Annotated in this window: 16 protein-coding genes; all 16 read left to right on the top strand. The window is 54.1% G+C overall.

Features of this window, described 5'->3' with window-relative positions; all coding sequences use genetic code 11:
- Positions 1–53 precede the first annotated feature (53 nt).
- The 16 genes from RF819_RS11590 to RF819_RS11525 all read left to right on the top strand — a co-directional run bounded on the left by RF819_RS11590 (position 54) and on the right by RF819_RS11525 (position 18,550).
- Entirely contained in the window at positions 54–1,025 is a 972-nt protein-coding gene (locus RF819_RS11590; RefSeq protein WP_078365134.1) for a hypothetical protein, read from the top strand.
- Complete coding sequence (locus RF819_RS11585; protein WP_078365133.1) at positions 1,003–2,472, top strand: oligosaccharide flippase family protein; 1,470 nt, start codon at positions 1,003–1,005, stop codon at positions 2,470–2,472. The genes RF819_RS11590 and RF819_RS11585 overlap by 23 nt, the downstream gene beginning before the upstream one ends.
- A gap of 24 nt (positions 2,473–2,496) precedes the next feature.
- Positions 2,497–3,318: a glycosyltransferase family 25 protein gene (locus tag RF819_RS11580; RefSeq protein WP_158081277.1), complete on the top strand. Its 822-nt coding sequence runs from the start codon at positions 2,497–2,499 to the stop codon at positions 3,316–3,318.
- Positions 3,308–4,258: a glycosyltransferase family 2 protein gene (locus tag RF819_RS11575; protein ID WP_078365131.1), complete on the top strand. Its 951-nt coding sequence runs from the start codon at positions 3,308–3,310 to the stop codon at positions 4,256–4,258. The genes RF819_RS11580 and RF819_RS11575 overlap by 11 nt, the downstream gene beginning before the upstream one ends.
- A 36-nt stretch (positions 4,259–4,294) precedes the next feature.
- Positions 4,295–5,455 carry a glycosyltransferase family 4 protein gene (locus RF819_RS11570; RefSeq protein WP_078365130.1) on the top strand — a complete coding sequence of 387 codons (1,161 nt, stop codon included), beginning with the start codon at positions 4,295–4,297 and terminating at the stop codon, positions 5,453–5,455.
- A gap of 11 nt (positions 5,456–5,466) precedes the next feature.
- Positions 5,467–6,678, top strand: a complete 1,212-nt coding sequence (locus RF819_RS11565) for a glycosyltransferase family 4 protein (protein WP_078365129.1) — start codon at positions 5,467–5,469, stop codon at positions 6,676–6,678.
- A gap of 111 nt (positions 6,679–6,789) precedes the next feature.
- Positions 6,790–8,892, top strand: coding sequence for an NAD-dependent epimerase/dehydratase family protein (locus RF819_RS11560; RefSeq protein WP_078365128.1), 2,103 nt, complete (start codon positions 6,790–6,792; stop codon positions 8,890–8,892).
- Positions 8,893–8,953: 61 nt separating this feature from the next.
- Entirely contained in the window at positions 8,954–10,045 is a 1,092-nt protein-coding gene (locus RF819_RS11555; protein WP_158081276.1) for a glycosyltransferase, read from the top strand.
- 247 nt (positions 10,046–10,292) lie between these two features.
- Entirely contained in the window at positions 10,293–11,717 is a 1,425-nt protein-coding gene (locus RF819_RS11550; RefSeq protein ID WP_078365126.1) for a UbiA family prenyltransferase, read from the top strand.
- Between the two features lie 137 nt (positions 11,718–11,854).
- A complete protein-coding gene (locus RF819_RS21035) occupies positions 11,855–13,447 on the top strand; it encodes a hypothetical protein (protein ID WP_143541686.1) in 1,593 nt (530 codons plus the stop codon).
- A complete protein-coding gene (locus RF819_RS11545; protein ID WP_078365125.1) occupies positions 13,434–13,865 on the top strand; it encodes a GtrA family protein in 432 nt (143 codons plus the stop codon). Before RF819_RS21035 ends, RF819_RS11545 begins: the two co-directional genes overlap by 14 nt.
- A complete protein-coding gene (locus tag RF819_RS11540) occupies positions 13,862–15,157 on the top strand; it encodes an FAD-binding oxidoreductase (protein WP_078365124.1) in 1,296 nt (431 codons plus the stop codon). The genes RF819_RS11545 and RF819_RS11540 overlap by 4 nt, the downstream gene beginning before the upstream one ends.
- 1 nt (position 15,158) lies before the next feature.
- Positions 15,159–15,911, top strand: a complete 753-nt coding sequence (locus tag RF819_RS11535) for an SDR family NAD(P)-dependent oxidoreductase (protein ID WP_078365123.1) — start codon at positions 15,159–15,161, stop codon at positions 15,909–15,911.
- Between the two features lies 1 nt (position 15,912).
- On the top strand, positions 15,913–17,088 hold the full coding sequence (locus RF819_RS21030; RefSeq protein ID WP_143541685.1) for a hypothetical protein: 1,176 nt from the start codon (positions 15,913–15,915) through the stop codon (positions 17,086–17,088).
- Positions 17,089–17,255: 167 nt separating this feature from the next.
- Complete coding sequence (locus tag RF819_RS11530; protein WP_078365122.1) at positions 17,256–18,107, top strand: glycosyltransferase; 852 nt, start codon at positions 17,256–17,258, stop codon at positions 18,105–18,107.
- Positions 18,104–18,550, top strand: a complete 447-nt coding sequence (locus tag RF819_RS11525) for a GtrA family protein (RefSeq protein WP_078365121.1) — start codon at positions 18,104–18,106, stop codon at positions 18,548–18,550. The genes RF819_RS11530 and RF819_RS11525 overlap by 4 nt, the downstream gene beginning before the upstream one ends.
- Positions 18,551–18,553 lie beyond the last annotated feature (3 nt).

Raw genomic sequence — 18,553 nt, 5'->3', positions numbered from 1 at the left:
CCCTTACAGATAAAGGGCATAACGCTATTGACTTTATAGTAATTTGCCTGTATATGAACACCCGCCAGCACCCATGGACTGTGGTCATATTTGCCTGCCGGGAGTCCCTGTCCCGATTGCGGCAAACGCTCGACGCCGCAAAGGTGTCTGCTGCCTCATGCGCGGTGATCCATGTCCTGGTCAATGGCAACCAGGCATTGGCCAGCGCTTTGGCGCAAGAACTGACTCAGCGTCAACTCAGCGCCGCCAAAGATGAGGGTGGCCCCGCCATCCAGGTTTGGTCCATCCCGCTGGGTGACAAGGCCAACGCCTGGAACCAATACATCCATCAAATCTGGGCTGGTGAGGAGATTGCTTTTTTTGTCGACGGTTATGTCAGGCTCAATCCCGATGCCGTGGACCTGCTGGGTCATGCGGTGGCCGCCAACACCCAGGCTTTGGCAGGCACGGGCGTGCCAACCATGGGTCGCTCGGCCAAGGCTTTGAGGGAAAACATGATTGTCAACACCGGCTACCACGGCAACTTCTGCTGCATCAAGGGCCACACCATTGGGCAAATGCGTGATAAACACATTCGCCTGCCGGTGGGCTTGTACCGAACCGACAGTTTGATGGGGGCGTTTCTTTGTTTTGCGCTGGACCCGAGCAAGCACGCCTGGGAAGACTACCGCATCCATGTCCACCCAAGCGCTTCCTGGAAAATCGATGAAGCTAAATGGTGGCGCTGGCGAGACGTGCGGGCTGCTGTCAATCGCCACTTTCGCCAAGTGCGCGGCAAACTCGAGAACGCCGCGTTTACCGACCACTTGGCCAAACGCCAGTGCTCGCCAGCCAAGTTGCCCGCCACTGCGCGAGAGCTGGTGCTTGAATGGGCGATGTGCTATCCAGATGACTTCAAACGCATAACACGCAAAAACATACTGGCCAAACAAGCACTCGCGGCATTTCAGTCTGCCAGTTTGATGCCAAGTCACGCCATTGAGCCAGCCCTTGTTTGGCACCATGACACCCAAATCACAAGCTAACCCCAAGCGGGCCCTGATATCAGGGGCTTTCTGGACGGTAAGCACCCGCTGGATGCTCAAGGGGCTGGGCTTTGTCAGTACCCTGATCGTTGCGCGTTTGTTGCTTCCCTCAGACTACGGCATTGTGGCCATGGCCACCCTGGCGGCCGGCCTGATCCAGGCCATGCTGGACTTTGGAGCCTCTACCGCGCTGCTGCGCAAAGGGGCGGTCAGCCAGGCGGAGATCGATTCAGCCTGGACCTTGCGCCTGTTGGAAGGTTGTGCCGTCGGCCTGCTTCTGCTTGGCGTGGCCCATCCCAGCGCCTTGTATTTCAAAGAACCCCGCGTTGAAGCGGTGATGTGGGTGCTGGCAGCCTGCATGGTCATCAGCAGTGCATCCAACATCGGCTTTACGCTGGCGCAAAAGGAGTTCAACTTTTCGCTGCAGTTCCGCCACAACCTGATCTGCAAGTCCATCGGTGTCGTCGCCACCATAGCTGCGGCGTTCCTGTTGCGTGACTACCGGGCCCTGGTCATTGGTGTGGTGACCGGATATGTCAGTGGCTGCATCATGAGCTACGTCATGCATCCCTACCGCCCCCGCTGGAACACGACCCAGATTGGCGAGATCTGGGCCGTGACCAAATGGCTCATGTTGGCCGGGTTGGGCGGGTTCCTTTTGCGTAAAAGCGACGAACTGATTGCCGCACGCATCGGCACCACAGGTGAATATGGTCTCTACAACGTGGGGGCAGACCTGGGCCAATTGCCTACCGGAGAACTGGGGCCAGCCATGCTGCGGGCGTTTTTGCCGGTTTTGTCCTCCATTCAGGACGACCTGGCCCGCACCAACCAGGCGGTGATCAAGACCCTGTCTGCTGTCAACACCATCACCCTGCCGGTGGGTCTGGGTTTTGCGGCGGTCGCGACTCCGGCGACTGTGCTGTTGCTAGGTGCCCAGTGGGTGGAAGCGGCTCCCTTTGTTGCCCTGTTTGCACTGACTGGCGTCGTTCAATTTACAGCGTCACCCCTCTCAACCCTGCTGACGCTGCGAGGACACACACGCCTGCAAAACCACATTGTTTGGGCTGAGTTTGCTGTGTTTGTGCTGTGCAGCCTGGTTTTGGTGCCGCAACTCCATCTGCCTGGCTTGGTTTGGGCACGTATTGCAGCCAGCGGTGTCAATGCCATGGTCACGGCACTGTGCGCCAGCTTGTATTGCCAGCTTGCACTCAGTGCCATGGTCAAGGTGCTGCTGCGTCCAACCCTAGGTGCTGTCAGCATGTATCTTCTGGTCAGCCTGGTGATGCCATGGGTGCCTGGCAGTGCCTGGAGTCTGGTGATCAGCATCACGCTGGGCGCCCTGGCCTACACAAGCTGGACCCTTCTCACCTGGTTTGCCGCAGGCAGGCCAGAGGGGCTGGAATCAACCGTCTACGATTTTTTGGTATCTGGCAAACGCGCCTGATGCCACTGGAGACACAACGTGCAAGTGGTTCCCGTCTTTGTTGTCAGTTTAAAAACCGCCTCCGATCGGCGAGCTGCCCTCAAGTCGCATCTGGATGATTTGGGCATCCAGTTCGAATGGATCGACGCCATCAGGGGCGATGCGCTCAGCCCCCAGTACCGTCAAGAGGTCAACCCAACGGGGAACATGTCGCCCGGGCAACTCGGCTGCTACCTGTCGCATATCCACATCTATGAACGCATCATTGAACAGGCGCTGCCAGTGGCACTGGTTCTGGAAGATGACACGGTTTTGCATCCCAGCGTGAAAAACCTTGTGGCAACGGGTTGCCAACATCTGGAGTTTGACTATTGTTTTTTGGGCAGCGACGACCGGGGTGATGCCGGTTTTGTTTTCTACAACGCGGCGACACCGGCCCCCCTGAGTAAGGCACACCTGAGTTACCCGCTCTCCTCTGGGCCTTTTTGCACCCATGCCTACCTCATCACGCTCGAAGGTGCCAAGAAAAGGTTGGCATGTGCGTATCCCGCGCGCAGTGCCATCGACCACTACCACCATTTGCCATACACCCCCCGATTGATGGCGGTGGTGCCCATGCTGGCATTTGTCAATGAACTGAGTGCCGTGCAATCCATGTCGTCGCTGAACTGGTCGGGGCTGCAGACCATGGCCCGCAAGTATTGGTGGTACTACCCGTTACGTGATGTGCTGAAGTTGAAGGGATTGAAAAAGTGGCTGGCATGCCGGCACACCAGGTTTCCGCATCCGGGCCAATGGAGACCGTTTGAGTCGGCCTTCAGGGTGGTCCGAACTCGTTGGTTAAAGGAGCACACAGATGCATCTTGAGAACCCGCTGGTCAGCGTCATCCTACCCGCCTACAACGCACTGGCCCATATCGCACAGGCTGTGGACAGTGTGCTGAACCAGGACTATGCCAACTTAGAACTGTTGGTCATTGACGATGGATCCACCGATGGCACAGCTGACCATCCCGCCCTGCAAGACCCACGCATTCGAGTGCTGCGCCAGCACAACGCCGGACCAGGCAGCGCCAGGAACCTGGGCCTGACCCACGCCAAGGGGGAATTGATTGCCTTTATCGATGCCGATGATCTCTGGCTGCCCGGCAAGTTGAGCTTGCAGGTGGCCTACCTGCGGGACCACCCCGACATCAGCATTGTGTTTGGCGGTTTCCAAAGGTGGTCGGCTTCACCCGACAAGCGCTTCGAGGTGCCGCCTTGCCCACGGATCGAATCAACATCCCAGGCCCTGGCCCACCCCTCAGGCTGGCTCTACACCGACCTGCTGCTCGACAGCGTGGTCCATATCATCACCGCCATGGTGCGCAGGTCGGTCTTTGACACGGTCGGAGTTTTTGACACCCGGCTTCCCACAGGTGAAGACTACGATTTCTGGCTCCGTGCCTCACGCCAGTTCAAGATGGACCAACTTGCCCAGACCGTGGCCTTTTATCGTATTCACGACAGCAGCCTGACCAAGGTGCCACGCCCCGAGAACAACGAATACCTGGTGCTCCAGCATGCCTTGGCAAGCTGGGGCAGCACCGGACCCGACGGACGCAGCGTCGACGCCAGAGCATTGCAGAACCGTCTGTTTGGCATCTGTTTCGGCCATGCCTACCTTCATTTTTGGACCGGCCGCCGCCGCCAGGCACACATCGCATTTGACCAGGCGCTGCACCATTCTTTTTGGCACCCAAAGGTGTGGGTTTACTGGTTGTTGTCAGCAACTGGCGCAGCAATCTCCTCCCTCATCCGCAGGTAACATGGGTGTAACACTTGTCTTGGCAGCTTTTTGGCTATGAAAATTCTCTACCACCACCGCACCGCCTCCAAAGACGGGCAGGCTGTTCACATTGAAGAAATGATTGACGCCCTGCGCAGCCTTGGGCATGAGGTGCGGGTAGTTGCACCCAGCATCGGCGGACAGGCCGCACAGCAAGGCGCCATGGGAGGAGAAGTGGGTTGGGTGCACCGCCTCAAGGCGGCCCTGCCCAACGCTGTTTATGAGCTGCTGGAGCTCGCCTACTCCCTGGTGGCCTACCGCAAGCTGGTCCAGGCCGCGCAAGAGTTCAAACCGGACGTCATTTACGAGCGTTACAACCTGTTTTTGCTGGCGGGCACCCTGCTCAAACGCAAGCTGGGCATCCCGCTACTGCTGGAGGTCAACGCCCCGCTGGTGGATGAACGACTCCAACACAGCGGCGGCCTGTCGCTGCTGGCGCTGGCCCGCTGGTCGGAAGGCACCGCCTGGCGCAGTGCCGACCATGTGCTGCCCGTGACGCAGGTGCTGGCACGCCAAGTACAAGTCTACGGTGTGCCGAGCCAGCGCATCACCGTCATCCCCAATGGCATCAACCGCGCGCATTTTGTCACTGCACCCACACCACAGGCCGCCAAACAACAGCTCGGGCTGCAGGGCCAGATCGTGCTCGGGTTTACCGGTTTTGTGCGTGACTGGCATGGTGTGGATCGTGTGGTGCGCTGGCTCGCCACACCCCAAGCCCCAGAGAACGGCCACCTGCTGGTGGTGGGAGATGGGCCGGTACGGGCTGAGCTTGAAGCGCTGGCGGTGCAGCTGGGCGTGGACCAGCGTGTCACCTTCACCGGAGTGATCGACCGACACCGCGTGCCCGAACACGTCGCCGCCTTTGATATTGCCTTGCAGCCCGCCGTCACCGCCTACGCCTCCCCCCTCAAACTGATGGAATACCTGGTGCTGGCCAAGGCGGTGGTGGCACCACGCGAGCCCAATCTGCTCGAAGTTCTGACCGACGGTCAGAACGCCTTGCTGTTTGACGACAAGACCCCGGGCAGCTTTGAGGCCGCACTGACCCGCCTGTGCGCTGATACCGAGCTGCGTGCGCGCCTGGCACAAGGCGCTTATGACACGATTGAACGGCTGGACCTGACTTGGCTGGGCAATGCCCGGCGCGTGGTGGCACTGGTACACACCCCATGACCCCATCACCCATGCGTATCCTGCTGTTGTCCACCCTGTTTCCCAGCGCGGTACGGCCAATTCACGGTATTTTTGTCGAAACCCGCTTGCGTGAACTCATAAAAACCGGACAGGTTGAAGCAAAAGTTATAGCACCTGTGCCTTGGTTTCCTTGGGCTGGAGCACAATTTGGCGAATATGGCCTGTTTGCGGCCACGCCCCGCTTTGAACAACGCAATGGGCTGGACGTGTACCACCCGCGCTACCTGTTGCCGCCCAAAGTCGGCATGAACATCGCGCCACATACGCTGGCCGCTGCCGCCTTGCCACTGGCCAGACAACTCATGCGCGAAGGCTTTGACTTTGATCTGATTGACGCCCATTACTACTACCCTGACGGCGTGGCCGCTGGCATCATTGCCCAAAAACTCGGCAAACCGTTTGTGGTCACCGCCCGCGGCACTGACCTCAACCTGATCCCTCAACACCCCTACCCGCGCAAACTGATTCTGCAGACCGCAGCAGCGGCGGGCGCGTCCATCGGCGTCTGTCAAGCCCTGATGGACAGCCTGCGCGACCTGGGTGCCGACCCGGGCAAGCTCAACACCCTGCGCAACGGGGTCGACTTGCAACGCTTTGTGCCCGAAGCGCGCGACGCTGCGCGACAGAAACTGGGCCTGCCAGAGCAGAGCAAACTGCTGCTGAGCGTGGGCCATCTGATCGAGCGCAAAGGCCATTTTGTCGCCATCGATGCTCTGCCCTTTCTGCCAGCCGACGTTCAGCTCCTGATCGCCGGTGGCGGGCCAGACCGTGCCGCGCTACAGCGGCAAGCCGAGCGACTGGGCGTGGCTAACCGGGTGCGTTTTGTTGGCGTGGTACCGCAGACCGATTTAAAGTGGTGGTACAGCGCTGCCGACGCCCTGGCCCTGTGCTCCAGCCGCGAAGGCTGGGCCAATGTGTTGCTGGAGGCCATGGCTTGCGGCACGCCGGTAATCGCAACCAATATTTGGGGCACACCAGAGGTCGTCAGTACGCCTGACGCCGGTGTGCTGATGCCCGAGCGATCTGGCCAAGGACTGGCACAGGCTTGGGTCAAGCTGTTTGCCAATTACCCTCAACGCCTCGCCACCCGTGCCCATGCCGAAACCTTTTCTTGGGATGCCACCACACAAGGGCAGCTCCGGCTTTTCTACAGTGTGGTTAACAGCAAGAACACTTACATGGCTAGTGCCCAAAACTCCTGATTTGGGTTTTAGCCAAGCGTCGTGTTCTCTGGTCTGCAGTGAAGTGCATTTAGCGCAAATTTTGCCTTTTCAAGGCGGTACAGTTGACGGTGTTTCACTAGGAGCTTCTGAATGAGTAAGTCGAAGGTCGTTTTAGTTGGTACAGGCAACATTGCCAGGACACATGCCGTTGCGTTGAAAGAAGTACCCAACACAGAACTCTATGGTGTCTTTGACGTCAACACCAAATCTGCGCAATCCTTTGCCCGGGAATTTGGCGCCACCAGCGTGTTCGCCACGCTCGAAGAGGCCGCAGCCTCAGACGCTACTAGCGCGCACATTCTCACCCCACCAGACTACCACTTGGCCACGGCCATGCCCTTTGTGCAGGCTGGCAAAAAGGTGCTGCTTGAAAAACCCGTGGGCGTCAGCACGGCAGAGTGCGAGCAGCTGCGCGCCGCAGCGCATGCCTCTGGCGCGGTCATCGGTGTCAACCAAAACCTGGTCTTCAACCCAGCTTACGTGCAACTGCGCCAAGCTGTGATGTCGGGCAGCCTGGGTCGCCCGCGCTACCTCAGCTACATCTACGAAGCGCCCCTGCGCCAGCTTACCGGCAAACAGTTTGGCCACTGGATGTTTCGTGAGCCGCTCAACATCTTGCTTGAGCAGGCCGTGCACCCCCTGTCGCAAATCGTTGACCTGGCCGGGCGCGTCACGGAACTGTCCACGCTGGCCGAGCCACCGGTAGAAATATCACCCGGCGTGGGCCTGCACAACGCCTGCCAGGTGTCCATGCAATGTGAGCGCATGCCTGCCCACCTGCGCTTTCATGTGGGGGCCAACTTCACCGTTTGCCGCATGACCGTGGTGTGTGACGACGGTGTGGCCATTGCCGACATCTTTGCCAACCAGTTCCACACAGTCGCGCGTACGGCCTACATGGAGCCCATTGACGGCTGGCTGGCGGCCCGCGCCTCGGGCAAACAGATGGCCAGCCAGGGTTTTGACAACCTGCGCGACTACGCCCTTGCCATGGTCAAGCTAAAGCCCCGCTCCGACGCCTTTTACCAAGGCATGCGCGGCAGCCTGCAGTGCTATTACCAAGACCTGCAAGCCCAACGCACACCGCGCATCGATCTGGAATTTGGCGCGCACCTGGTGCAAGTCTGTGAACAAGTAGCAAACAGCTTCAAAGCCCTTATACATAAAGGGCCAGCAGCTACACCTTTGGCATCACCCAGCGGCCCGCTGGTGACCGTGCTGGGCGGCACCGGCTTCATTGGTGCCTACACCGTGGCGGCGCTGCTGGCACAAGGCTACCGAGTGCGCGCCATGGCCCGCGGCGCGGGCAACCTGCAGCCCGTGTTTTACCAACCCGGCGTTGACATCTGCCGTGGCGATGTCAAACGCCACGCCGACCTGGAGCGCGCCGTCACCGGGGCCGACTTTGTCATCAACCTGGCCCACGGCGGTGGTGGTGCCAACTTTGAGGCCATCCGCGCCGCCATGGTCGATTCGGCCCAAGACGTGGCCCAAGTCTGCCAGGCCCAGCACATCAAGCGCCTGGTGCACGTAGGCTCTATCTCTGGTCTGTTTTTGGGCGACGCCAGCAGCGTCATCACCGACAGCACCCAGCCAGACCCCCGCCCCGACACCCGCAACGACTACGCCCACGCCAAGGCGCTGGCAGACGCCGCCGTGCTGCAAATCCACAAGCAAACTGGCCTGCCCGTGGTGCTGCTGCGCCCCGGCCTGGTGGTGGGCAGCGGCACATCGCCATTTCATGGCGGCCTGGGCTTCTTCAACAACGACCAATATTGCGTGGGCTGGAACGCCGGCACCAACCCGCTGCCCTGGGTGCTGGCCGACGACTGTGCCAGCGCCATCGTCGCCGCGCTCACCGCCCCGGCCGCCGTGGGCAAAGCCTACAACCTGGTCGGTGACGTGCGCCCCAGTGCCCGCGCCTACATTCAAGACCTGGCCAAAGTGCTGGGCCGCCCGCTGCACTTTGTGCCCTCCAGCCCCACCGGCCTGTGGCTCACCGAGATGGGCAAATGGGCCATCAAGCGCGTGGCGGGCCAAAAGCTCAAGCGCCCCTACCGGCGCGATCTGCTCTCACGCGGGTTGCTGGCACAGTTTGACTGCACTGATGCCAAGCGCGACCTAGGCTGGACCCCCGTAGCCGATCCCGCCGAGTTCCACCGCCGGGCACTTGCCGTGCACGCTGAAAGCTAGTCCATACATGGCTGTCATCCCGGCCCACGAGCCGGGATCCATGCCCCCGTATCATCCGGCCATGCCCACCCCCCGCGTCCTGCTCCATGCCTTCTCTACCTTCAAGCTAGGTGGCCCGCAGGCGCGCTTTGTGCAACTGGCCAACGCCTTTGGCCCGCAATACCGGCACATTGTGGTGGCCATGGACAACTGCTTTGACGCTGGCGCGCGCTTAGGGCCGCAGGTTAACTGGCAGCCACTGGCCCTTGCGGTAAAAAAAGGCGGCACCCTGGCCAACCGCGGCGCTTTCAGGCAAGTGCTGCAAGCGCAGCTCCCCCACCTGCTGCTGTCTTACAACTGGGGTGCCATCGAATGGGCTGCAGCCAACTGGCCGCAAGTGGTACCCCAGGTGCACGTGGAAGACGGCTTTGGCCCCGAAGAAGCCACCCAGCAACTGCCTCGGCGGGTCTGGATGCGCCGCGCGCTACTGGGCTGGCCCGGGGTACCGGTGGTGGTGGCCTCACGCCAGCTGGAGCGCATTGCCACCCAGGTGTGGAAGCTGCCCGCAAGCCAGGTGCAATTCATCCCCAACGGTGTTGCCATCGACCCAGCCTATATGGAGAAACGCCGTCTAGCCCCTACAAATAAAGGAATACTAACTATAGGAACCGTAGCAGGCTTGCGACCCGAGAAAAACATTGCCCGGCTCATCAAAGCCTTTGCCGCCGTGCGCGCGACGCAGCCTGCGCGGCTTATTGTGGTGGGTGGCGGCCCAGAGCTGGCTGTCTTGCAGCAGCTTGCCAGCAGCCTGGGCGTAGCGGCCGACGTGGAATTTGCTGGCTACCTGCCAGACCCCATCAGCCGCCTGATTGAATTTGACCTGTTTGCCCTGTCTTCAGACACCGAGCAACTGCCCATTGCCATGCTGGAGGCCATGGCCTGCGGCATACCGGTGGTGGCCACACGGGTGGGTGATGTGGCACAGATCATTCCGGAAGTGGCGCAAGCTGGGCTGGCCGAGCCAACTGATGGCGCGTTTGCCAGCGCACTGCAGGGCGCTATTCAACACCGCGCACTTTGGCCACAATGGTCTCATGCTGGTCAGCAAAGAGCTAACGAGTTTTATAGTCTTGTTGTCATGCAACGGCATTGGCAGCAAGCTTTTGATATTTGATCTACCAGCAACGCTTAGCAGTTCCAAGGCTCTTTGACGTGCATGTACAACGCAGTCTCACGGTGGGTTTGAATCGCAAGGTATGAGGTCACTAACGTCAAAATTCATGCACTAAACTGTGTTTCAAAATCTTACAAACACTTGGCAGGCTGCCGTTGTCCAATTAGCTGAGGGGGAGTTTTTAACTGGCTGAAACTTGGTGCTGTTGTTCCTGCAACTGCACCACTCAATATCAACGATACCCACAATGTCAAGTCGCCCATTGGTCGTAGATCTTGACGGAACGCTGTTGCGGTCCGACATGCTGGTTGAGTCGGCGTTTGCCTATATTCGGCAAAACCCATCTCAGGTGCTTGCACCTGCCGTTTGGCTGCTTGGCGGTAAAGCAAATCTCAAAGCCAACATCGCAGCAGCGGTGTCTATTGACGCCGCCTCACTGCCTTACAACGCCAAAGTGATCAGCTTTCTTGAACAAGAAAAAGCCGCTGGCCGCACCCTGATTCTGGCCACTGCCAGCCACCAGACCTACGCAATTGCCATAGCCAATCATTTGGGCTTGTTTGACGAAGTTCTGGCGTCCAACTCAACCACCAACCTCTCTGCCCGCACCAAACGTGATGTCCTTGTCAGCAGGTTTGGAGAAAATGGTTTTGACTACATCGGCAACTCCCACGACGACCTGAAAGTCTGGGCGTCGGCACATCAGGCATACCTTGTTGACCCTGAATTTGGCGTCGAAACGGCAGCAAACAAGCTCGGTAATGTGGCCCAAGTCATCGGTCGGCCAGATTCCCCTCTGCGCGCCTGGGCTCGCCAACTCCGGCTACACCAATGGGCAAAAAATGTTTTGCTTCTTGTGCCGTTGTTTGCATCTCACCGCGCTGGGGAAGTTCATTTGCTGCTTGCTGCGCTGATGGCTTTTTTGGCATTCGGCCTCTGCGCCTCCAGCGTGTATTTGCTCAATGACCTGCTGGATCTGGAAGATGACCGCCAACATCAAAAAAAACGGTTCAGGCCCTTGGCAGCTGGCGCAGTACCCATCAAAACAGCGTTGCTGGTGTTTCCGGGGTTGCTGTTGGCTGCGTTTGCTATTTCCGCGTTGCTGTTGCCTTGGCAATTTACTGCCGCGCTGGCTTGCTACTACGGGTTGACGCTTGCTTATTCGCTGGTGCTCAAACGTATCATGACCGTTGATGTGATTGCATTGGCCATGCTCTACACCATGCGCATCATTGCTGGCACTTTCGCATTTGGCGTCAGCTTGACCTTCTGGATGTTGGTCTTTTCCATGTTCCTTTTTTTAAGCTTGGCATTGGTCAAGCGATACGCCGAGCTTCGCGACTCGCGCCAACAAGGCAAGACACTGGCAGCCCCGGGCCGTGGCTACAACTCGGGCGATCTCGAAATGATTGCCTCGCTGGGTGCGGCCTCAGGGTACCTGGCGGTGATGGTTTTGGCGCTTTATATTCAAGACCAGCACACATCTGCGCAATACAGCCACCCGCAGGTCATCTGGTTGGCCTGCCCGCTTTTGCTTTATTGGATTACCCGCACCTGGATGATTGTTCATCGTGGCTGGATGCATGAAGACCCCGTTGTGTTTGCCATGAAAGACCGGAATAGCATTTTGACGGGTGTTCTGTTTACGGCTGTGTTCTGGTTTGCACTATGAGAGCTTCGCCTTCACTCTTACTGCATGCAGCCCATTTTCAAACAGTAGCTGAGGAAGCGCCATATGCTTTCTATTTCGCCGTGGCATCCGTATTATCGCATTAATTTATTATTGGAAACTCGTGAAAAAATGATGTTATGCCTCTTGAGAAGTTTCAATTACCCAATAAATACCCTTACCTATTGTTATTTTTATGGCTCCTTGGTATTGCAGTTTTAATTTCCTGGTCAGTTTATTTGGCAGACGGTCATTTGATTTATACATTAGATGATCCATACATTCATTTGGCAGTTGCAGAATCTATTCTGCAAGATGAATATGGCATTAATAGCGGAGAATTTTCGGCACCAAGCTCATCCATCGTTTACCCATTTCTGCTTGCACTTTCAGAGAGGTTAGGATTTGGCAGGTTGGGGCCACTAGTAATTAACATAGTAGCTATGGCTGGCTCAGTCTATGTTGTCGGTCAAATTCTTCAAAGGTATGTTCTGACATGGAAAAAACAGGATTGTCCTTACCCTTATACAAAAATCTTCCCGATTAGCCTTGGTTTAGCTGTATGCTTAATTTTGAATGCTTGGGGGCTGGTAATGACCGGCATGGAACATTCACTGCATATACTTTCGGTCGTTCTGATCATTTTTGGATTTTTAAAAATAATCAATAATACTTTTAAAGTGCCAGTCTGGCTCATTCTGGCGATTGTGGTCATGCCTTTAATTCGCTTTGAAGGTTTGGCCATGGCATTACTGTCTGTGATTGCGTTATTTTATTTAGGGCGTTGGCGGACAGGGTTCCTCGCTTTATTACTAATTTTATCGACCATGTTTGGTTGGTTTCAGTTCACGCAAATACTTGGGTTGCCAGCACTACCAAGCTCTGTTCTTCTCAAATCGGGCGTAGCATCGAACTTAGACGGACAAAGCGGCCTAGTTCAGTTATCTTGGTCTATCTTGCGCAATGGGTTGACCTCTATGAACGAGAGACAGGGTGTCTTATTACTTCTGGGTATCCTGATCATTAGTTGCTTATGTTACCAATTGCGGAAGAAAGAATCTAACCAGACTTGGGTTGTTATCGGTGGGCTCGCTATTTCCACTGGTCTAGGCCATGTTTTTTTCGGCCAATATGGTTGGTTCTCTCGATATGAAATTTACGTCTATGCCTTAGTTGTAATTTCGACATTAGTGCTTAGTCGCACATATTTACTTCACGTTTCAATACGTTTTGCTGTCATAGTAGCATTACTTCTGATTGCAGCACCCTATGCGTTTGATACGCTTCGCACACCAGTGGCCTCACGCAATATCTATCAACAGCAGTATCAAATGCACCGCTTTGCTACTGAGTATTGGAAACGTCCCGTTGCAGTCAATGATTTGGGTTGGGTCAGCTACAACAATCCAAGTTTTGTTCTCGATCTTTGGGGACTTGGGTCGGAGGAAGTTCGGCGACTAAAACTTGCGGGTGGTCTTGACTCCCAGGCCCTTGATGCGCTTGTCTCACGTCGGAACGTTTCACTGATCATGATTTATGATGATTGGTTCAAAGACAAAATACCTACCGCATGGAGACGAGTTGCTGTTTTGAATACATCGCGCGTAACTGCAGCAAGTGGGCAAGTCACCTTTTACGTTACACAGGCTTTAAACCATCAAGAAGCGGTAGCCTTGCTGCGTCAATTTTCCTCCACCCTACCAGTGGGCACATCGTTAAATGTCGAACCATAAAGTGGTGAAAGGCGTTGCTCGGCTTGCATTGCTTTATACCGTGTTCGCCTTTATTGCCATAGTTGTCAATATCGGCTGTCAAGCCTTGATGATTTGGATTTACAAGGGGCCGTTTGCTCTACAACTTTCTGTATTGGTCGGGACTGCCGCCGGACTGCCTGTTAAATACGTACTTGAAAAGCGTCATATCTTCGGCTTTGAATCCAAGAACCTGGCCCATGATGGCCGCGTCTTCATGCTTTACACCTTCATGGGTGTGTTTACGACTGCGTTCTTTTGGGGCATCGAGTATGGTTTTCACCTTGCTTTTCAGACCGACGGCATGCGTTATGTTGGTGGGGCTGTTGGCCTGACGATTGGCAACATCATCAAATACCATTTGGACAAACGCTATGTGTTCTTGAAGGAAACGGTATGAGGCCGGTGTCCGCCTGGGGCCGGCTGGATGCCGCTTCGCATGATGTGGTCAGCTTGCATGACCCTGCCAAGATTGCATGCCAGATAACCAGCAAACCCCGGGGAATAGCACATGGAAATGGCCGCAGCTATGGTGATGTCTGCCTCAATCCAGACGGCGTTTTGTGGCACACCACTGGGTTGAATCACTTCATTTCCTTTGACCAAAGCTCTGGGCGGCTGGTTTGCGAGGCGGGTGTTTTGTTAAGGGAAATCCAGCGCCTGGTGATTCCACTGGGCTGGATTCTGCCTGTCACACCAGGCACGCAACTGGTCACAGTCGGCGGTGCCATCGCCAATGACGTGCATGGCAAAAATCACCATGTGCTGGGGTCGTTTGGCGATCACGTTCAGCGGATCCGCTTGCTGCGCACTGTCGGCCAGACCATTGAATGCGGCCCGCAAGATAACGCTGACTGGTTCGCCGCCACGGTGGGCGGCTTAGGTCTGACTGGCATCATTGTCGAAGCGGAAATACAGCTTTGCCGGGTGGCTGGCCCTTGGCTGGCCACCGACACTGTGCCCTACGCCAACTTGGGCGAGTTCTTTCAGTTAGCCGACGAATCAGAAGCCGACTGGCAACACACAGTTTCCTGGCTCGACTGCCTTGATGCCCGCGGGCGCGGGCTGTTCATGCGCGGTAATCCAACCGATGTGTGCAATCGGCCAGATCCCCAGAGCCGCAAGCGGACCATGCCCATCATTCCCCCCGTCTCCTTAGTAAACCCGTTGTCGCTACGGGCATTCAATATGGCTTACTTCCATCTCAAGAAGTGGCGGGCGGGTCAAGCCATTGCGCACTACGAGTCTTTTTTCTACCCGTTGGACAACATTCTTGAGTGGAATCGAATATACGGCCCTAAAGGCTTTTACCAGTACCAGTGCGTGGTGCCACGTGATGTTGGGCAGGATGCAACCCGCGCTATGCTTGGTGAAATTGCGCGCTGCAGCGAGGGATCTTTTTTGGCAGTTCTAAAGACCTTTGGTGAACGTCAACCGGTTGGGATGCTCAGTTTTCCTAGACCCGGCGTCACCCTTGCGCTGGACTTCCCCCAGAAGGGTTTGCGAACACAGATGCTGTTTGACCGCCTTGATGGCATTGTGCGCGAAGCCGGCGGCCGGATTTATGCCGCCAAGGATGCCCGGATGCCGCGCAGTCTTTTTGAGGCCGGGTATCCACGCCTGAGTGAGTTCATGAAATATCGGGATTCGGGCATCAGCTCGGGTCTCTCTCGTCGTTTGATGGGGAGTTAAATTGAGTAATACAAATCGAATTGTCATCATTGGTGCCACTTCGGCTATGGCTGAGCATTGCGCGAGGCTCTGGGTGCAGGGTAAGTCTGTTGATTTGACTCTGGTAGGCCGTGATACACAACGAGTTGAGCGCGTTGCCGCTGACCTCCGAGTGCGGAGCCCACAGTCCGAAATTGGGGTAACTACCTCGGACTTTCTAGACCCAACCGCTATCCGCAATACCGTGGACGAGATTGCGGCACGTGGTGTTATCCACACAGTCTTGATTGCGCATGGCTCTTTGCCAGAGCAGGATGATTGCCAAGATAACCTGGAAGTCTGTCGGGACGCACTTGAGATTAATGGCGTGTCCCCGGTATTGTTTGCTGAGGCCTTTGCCAAGCACATGAGCCAAAATAATAGTGGCACGCTGGCCCTGATTGGCTCAGTGGCTGGTGACCGTGGCCGCAAATCAAATTACGTTTATGGTGCAGCCAAAGGTATGGTGACCCGGTATGCGCAGGGGTTGCAGCACCGATTTGCCAATACAGGTATCAAAGTGATCCTGATCCGGCCGGGCCCTACAGCTACGCCCATGACAACACACCTTGTGGGCAAGGGCCCGAGGATGGCTTCTGCTGAAGACGTTGCGCGAAAAATCGTTGAAGCTATCGACCGCGGGCAGACGAACGTTTACGTACCAAGAAAGTGGGCGGTGATTATGTTGATAATCCGCCACTTGCCAAACAGTATATTTAACAAAATGGACATCTAACATGTATAACGGCAGCCCAGCGCGCCGTTTTTTGTCCAACTTCGGCTGGATAACAAAAAAGTATTACTTGCTGCTCTGGTTGATATTAGCTGTAATAATTCTGTACTACTTTATTGAAGTCTTTAATGGTGGAAATGAATGGAAAACAGGCGATTGGCTCATTAATTATCAGGCGGGCATAGTGCGACGTGGTCTTTTAGGTCAAATCCTTTATACAGTTTCTAACTTCGGCGTAAGTTTAAAATGGCTAACATTCTCAATACAAACTATTATATATACATCAGTATACCGCTTGATAATTAATATTTTTTTATTGCGCCCAAGAAACTTGACCTGGTATGTGTTTTTGTTTTCACCAGCCTTTCTGATTTTCTCATTTCTTGACTTTAAAAGTGGCTTTAGGAAAGAAATACTTATCTTCCTGGCATTTGCTCTGTTGTCTTATTATTATGCCCTAAGAAACTTAAATAAAAAAGTAATCATTCTTACTTATTTAACTTTTTTAATTTCTACATTTTCTCACGAATCAACAGCATTAGCATTACCTTTTTTCATCTATATTTTTTTTAGTGCCAAAAATGCGGGCTTGATAAAATCGCAATTAGCTCTTTTATATTCTATAATTTTCTCAGCTACTGCATTCGCGGCGCTCATGTTTGCCATTAGTTATCCAGGGGATGAAGGAACAGCAACAGGCATATGTAAATCTCTTTTACTGCGCAATTTTAAAGAAATTATTTGCACGGGTTCTATCGAGTGGTTAAGGTTTGATGCCCAATATGGCTGGACAAAGGTCGTAGAGCTTGGTAAGAGATCCATCTTTATTTACTTTTCGTTATTTTCTATAGCAATAGCACCTGTTTTTCTCACAAATTGGGCCAATAAACAAAAGTTATATTTTTTATGTTGTGCATTCGCCTTTTTCTTGCCATTATATTTTGTCGGGGTTGACTGGGGTCGGTGGATATACATATACATATTTTTTGTTTTTACACTAATTCTTTCTGATTCAGTCTTGTTTGAGATTGAAATAAAATCGATATCTAGATTATATATTTTTATGTATTTGACCACTTGGTCGATTCCAAATAGCTATGCCAGTCGAATCTCATTTGGTTGGCTTGAAAGATTTTGGCTTGTGCTACATCAAATTAAAATGCCAAGCTTCCTATTTTAGGATGCATAGATGATTTGCTAATTTTTAATTGGTACCTATTATTTCAATTTACCCGATGGTTTAACTACTCAGGAACATAAGCTAATTATACTTTATGACTTTATATTAAAATTACATTCCACCAATAAAACCACCTTCCCTTATTCGCTTCAAAAAATGGGTACTCAATGAATAGTGGAAATACTTTAGTAAGCCCAAGATTGATTTTCATCACGGATGAAAAATCGCATCAGGCGCCTTTTCGCGTACTGATGGTTGTGCCAACACTCGGTGAACGGCTTGGCACAATTCGGCGTACGCTCGCCTCAATCCGCCAGCAACCCCATGTGGATGTTGACATTGTTATTGTGGCCAAGTTTGTGAGTGCTGATCTTGTACGCATTGGCGAAAATTTTCAAGCGCAGATCCTTACCCATCCGGGTCACATCTCGGCAGCTGTGAACGCTGGTTTCGCCACAGCAACGTTGACGCACAAATACGTAGCATGGCTGGGAGACGATGACATGTTGCACCCTGGCGCCCTTGCCGATGCCTGTCTGCTAATGGAGCAGAATCCTGCAGCAGTTGTTGTGTATGGCTCCTGTGACTACATTGACGTTAACGGTAGTTTATTGTTCACGCGGAAGCCACCGCCTAATGCACCTGCATTGTTGCAATTCGTTCCTGGCCTTATCAAGCAGGAAGCCTGCTTGTTCAGACTTTCTGCGTTTCAAAAGGCTGGTGGTTTGGATGAGTTGCTCAAATACACCATGGACCTGGACATACTTCTCAAACTGCGCAGGTTGGGTGCTTTTGTCAAATCAGATCGCACACTTGCGGCATTTTGCTGGCATGCTGGTTCATTGACAATTGCAAACCGTACGGTGTCTCTCGCGGAGGCACAAAACGTGCAAGCCAGAAGTGCGAGTGGCTTTGCGAAGTGGTTATTTGTTATATTTAAATATCCAATTAAATACCTGATTTTGATCATGAGCTGGAATATAAATCGTAGAATGTCGAATAATAGCGTAAGTACATGACTACCGTTTCGGTTTCGAGACAGTTTCATGCTTTATCAGGCGTTAAGATGCTAAAACTTTTTGATCGTCAGTTTGTAAAATATATATTAGTCGGCATTTGTAATACGCTTTTTAGTTATGGAGTATACTCCGCCTTTCTATTTTTAGGTTTTAAATTCCAAGCAGCCAATTTGATGGCACTTTTACTCGGAATAGCCTTCAGCTTCACTACGCAAGGCAATGTAGTTTTTAAGAATGCCAGCAAGGTAACATTTGTCAAATTTGTAGTGGCTTGGTTGTTTATCTATCTTTTAAATATTTCAATCATCGGTGCATTAGTGCAGGCTACAGTAAGCCCCTATGTAGCGGGAGCAGTAGCCACCGTGCCGGTTACGCTAGTCTCGTATTTCATACTTAAATATGTTGTGTTCAGGCGCACCACGCCGGTTCATGAGAAGCAATAGGAG

It is taken from the genome of Rhodoferax fermentans (genome assembly GCF_002017865.1).
In the GTDB taxonomy this organism is placed as follows: domain Bacteria; phylum Pseudomonadota; class Gammaproteobacteria; order Burkholderiales; family Burkholderiaceae_C; genus Rhodoferax; species Rhodoferax fermentans.
This window is presented reverse-complemented; position numbering and strand designations above follow the sequence as displayed.

Bases quoted from the DNA above. Each gene is read 5' to 3' on its own strand.
- RF819_RS11555 (WP_158081276.1), top strand. From the start codon at position 8,954: ATGCCCACCCCCCGCGTCCTGCTCCATGCCTTCTCTACCTTCAAGCTA.
- RF819_RS11590 (WP_078365134.1), top strand. From the start codon at position 54: ATGAACACCCGCCAGCACCCATGGACTGTGGTCATATTTGCCTGCCGG.
- RF819_RS11525 (WP_078365121.1), top strand. From the start codon at position 18,104: ATGACTACCGTTTCGGTTTCGAGACAGTTTCATGCTTTATCAGGCGTT.
- RF819_RS11560 (WP_078365128.1), top strand. From the start codon at position 6,790: ATGAGTAAGTCGAAGGTCGTTTTAGTTGGTACAGGCAACATTGCCAGG.
- RF819_RS21035 (WP_143541686.1), top strand. From the start codon at position 11,855: ATGCCTCTTGAGAAGTTTCAATTACCCAATAAATACCCTTACCTATTG.
- RF819_RS11545 (WP_078365125.1), top strand. From the start codon at position 13,434: ATGTCGAACCATAAAGTGGTGAAAGGCGTTGCTCGGCTTGCATTGCTT.
- RF819_RS11585 (WP_078365133.1), top strand. From the start codon at position 1,003: ATGACACCCAAATCACAAGCTAACCCCAAGCGGGCCCTGATATCAGGG.
- RF819_RS11565 (WP_078365129.1), top strand. From the start codon at position 5,467: ATGCGTATCCTGCTGTTGTCCACCCTGTTTCCCAGCGCGGTACGGCCA.
- RF819_RS11530 (WP_078365122.1), top strand. From the start codon at position 17,256: ATGAATAGTGGAAATACTTTAGTAAGCCCAAGATTGATTTTCATCACG.
- RF819_RS11550 (WP_078365126.1), top strand. From the start codon at position 10,293: ATGTCAAGTCGCCCATTGGTCGTAGATCTTGACGGAACGCTGTTGCGG.
- RF819_RS11575 (WP_078365131.1), top strand. From the start codon at position 3,308: ATGCATCTTGAGAACCCGCTGGTCAGCGTCATCCTACCCGCCTACAAC.
- RF819_RS21030 (WP_143541685.1), top strand. From the start codon at position 15,913: ATGTATAACGGCAGCCCAGCGCGCCGTTTTTTGTCCAACTTCGGCTGG.
- RF819_RS11570 (WP_078365130.1), top strand. From the start codon at position 4,295: ATGAAAATTCTCTACCACCACCGCACCGCCTCCAAAGACGGGCAGGCT.
- RF819_RS11540 (WP_078365124.1), top strand. From the start codon at position 13,862: ATGAGGCCGGTGTCCGCCTGGGGCCGGCTGGATGCCGCTTCGCATGAT.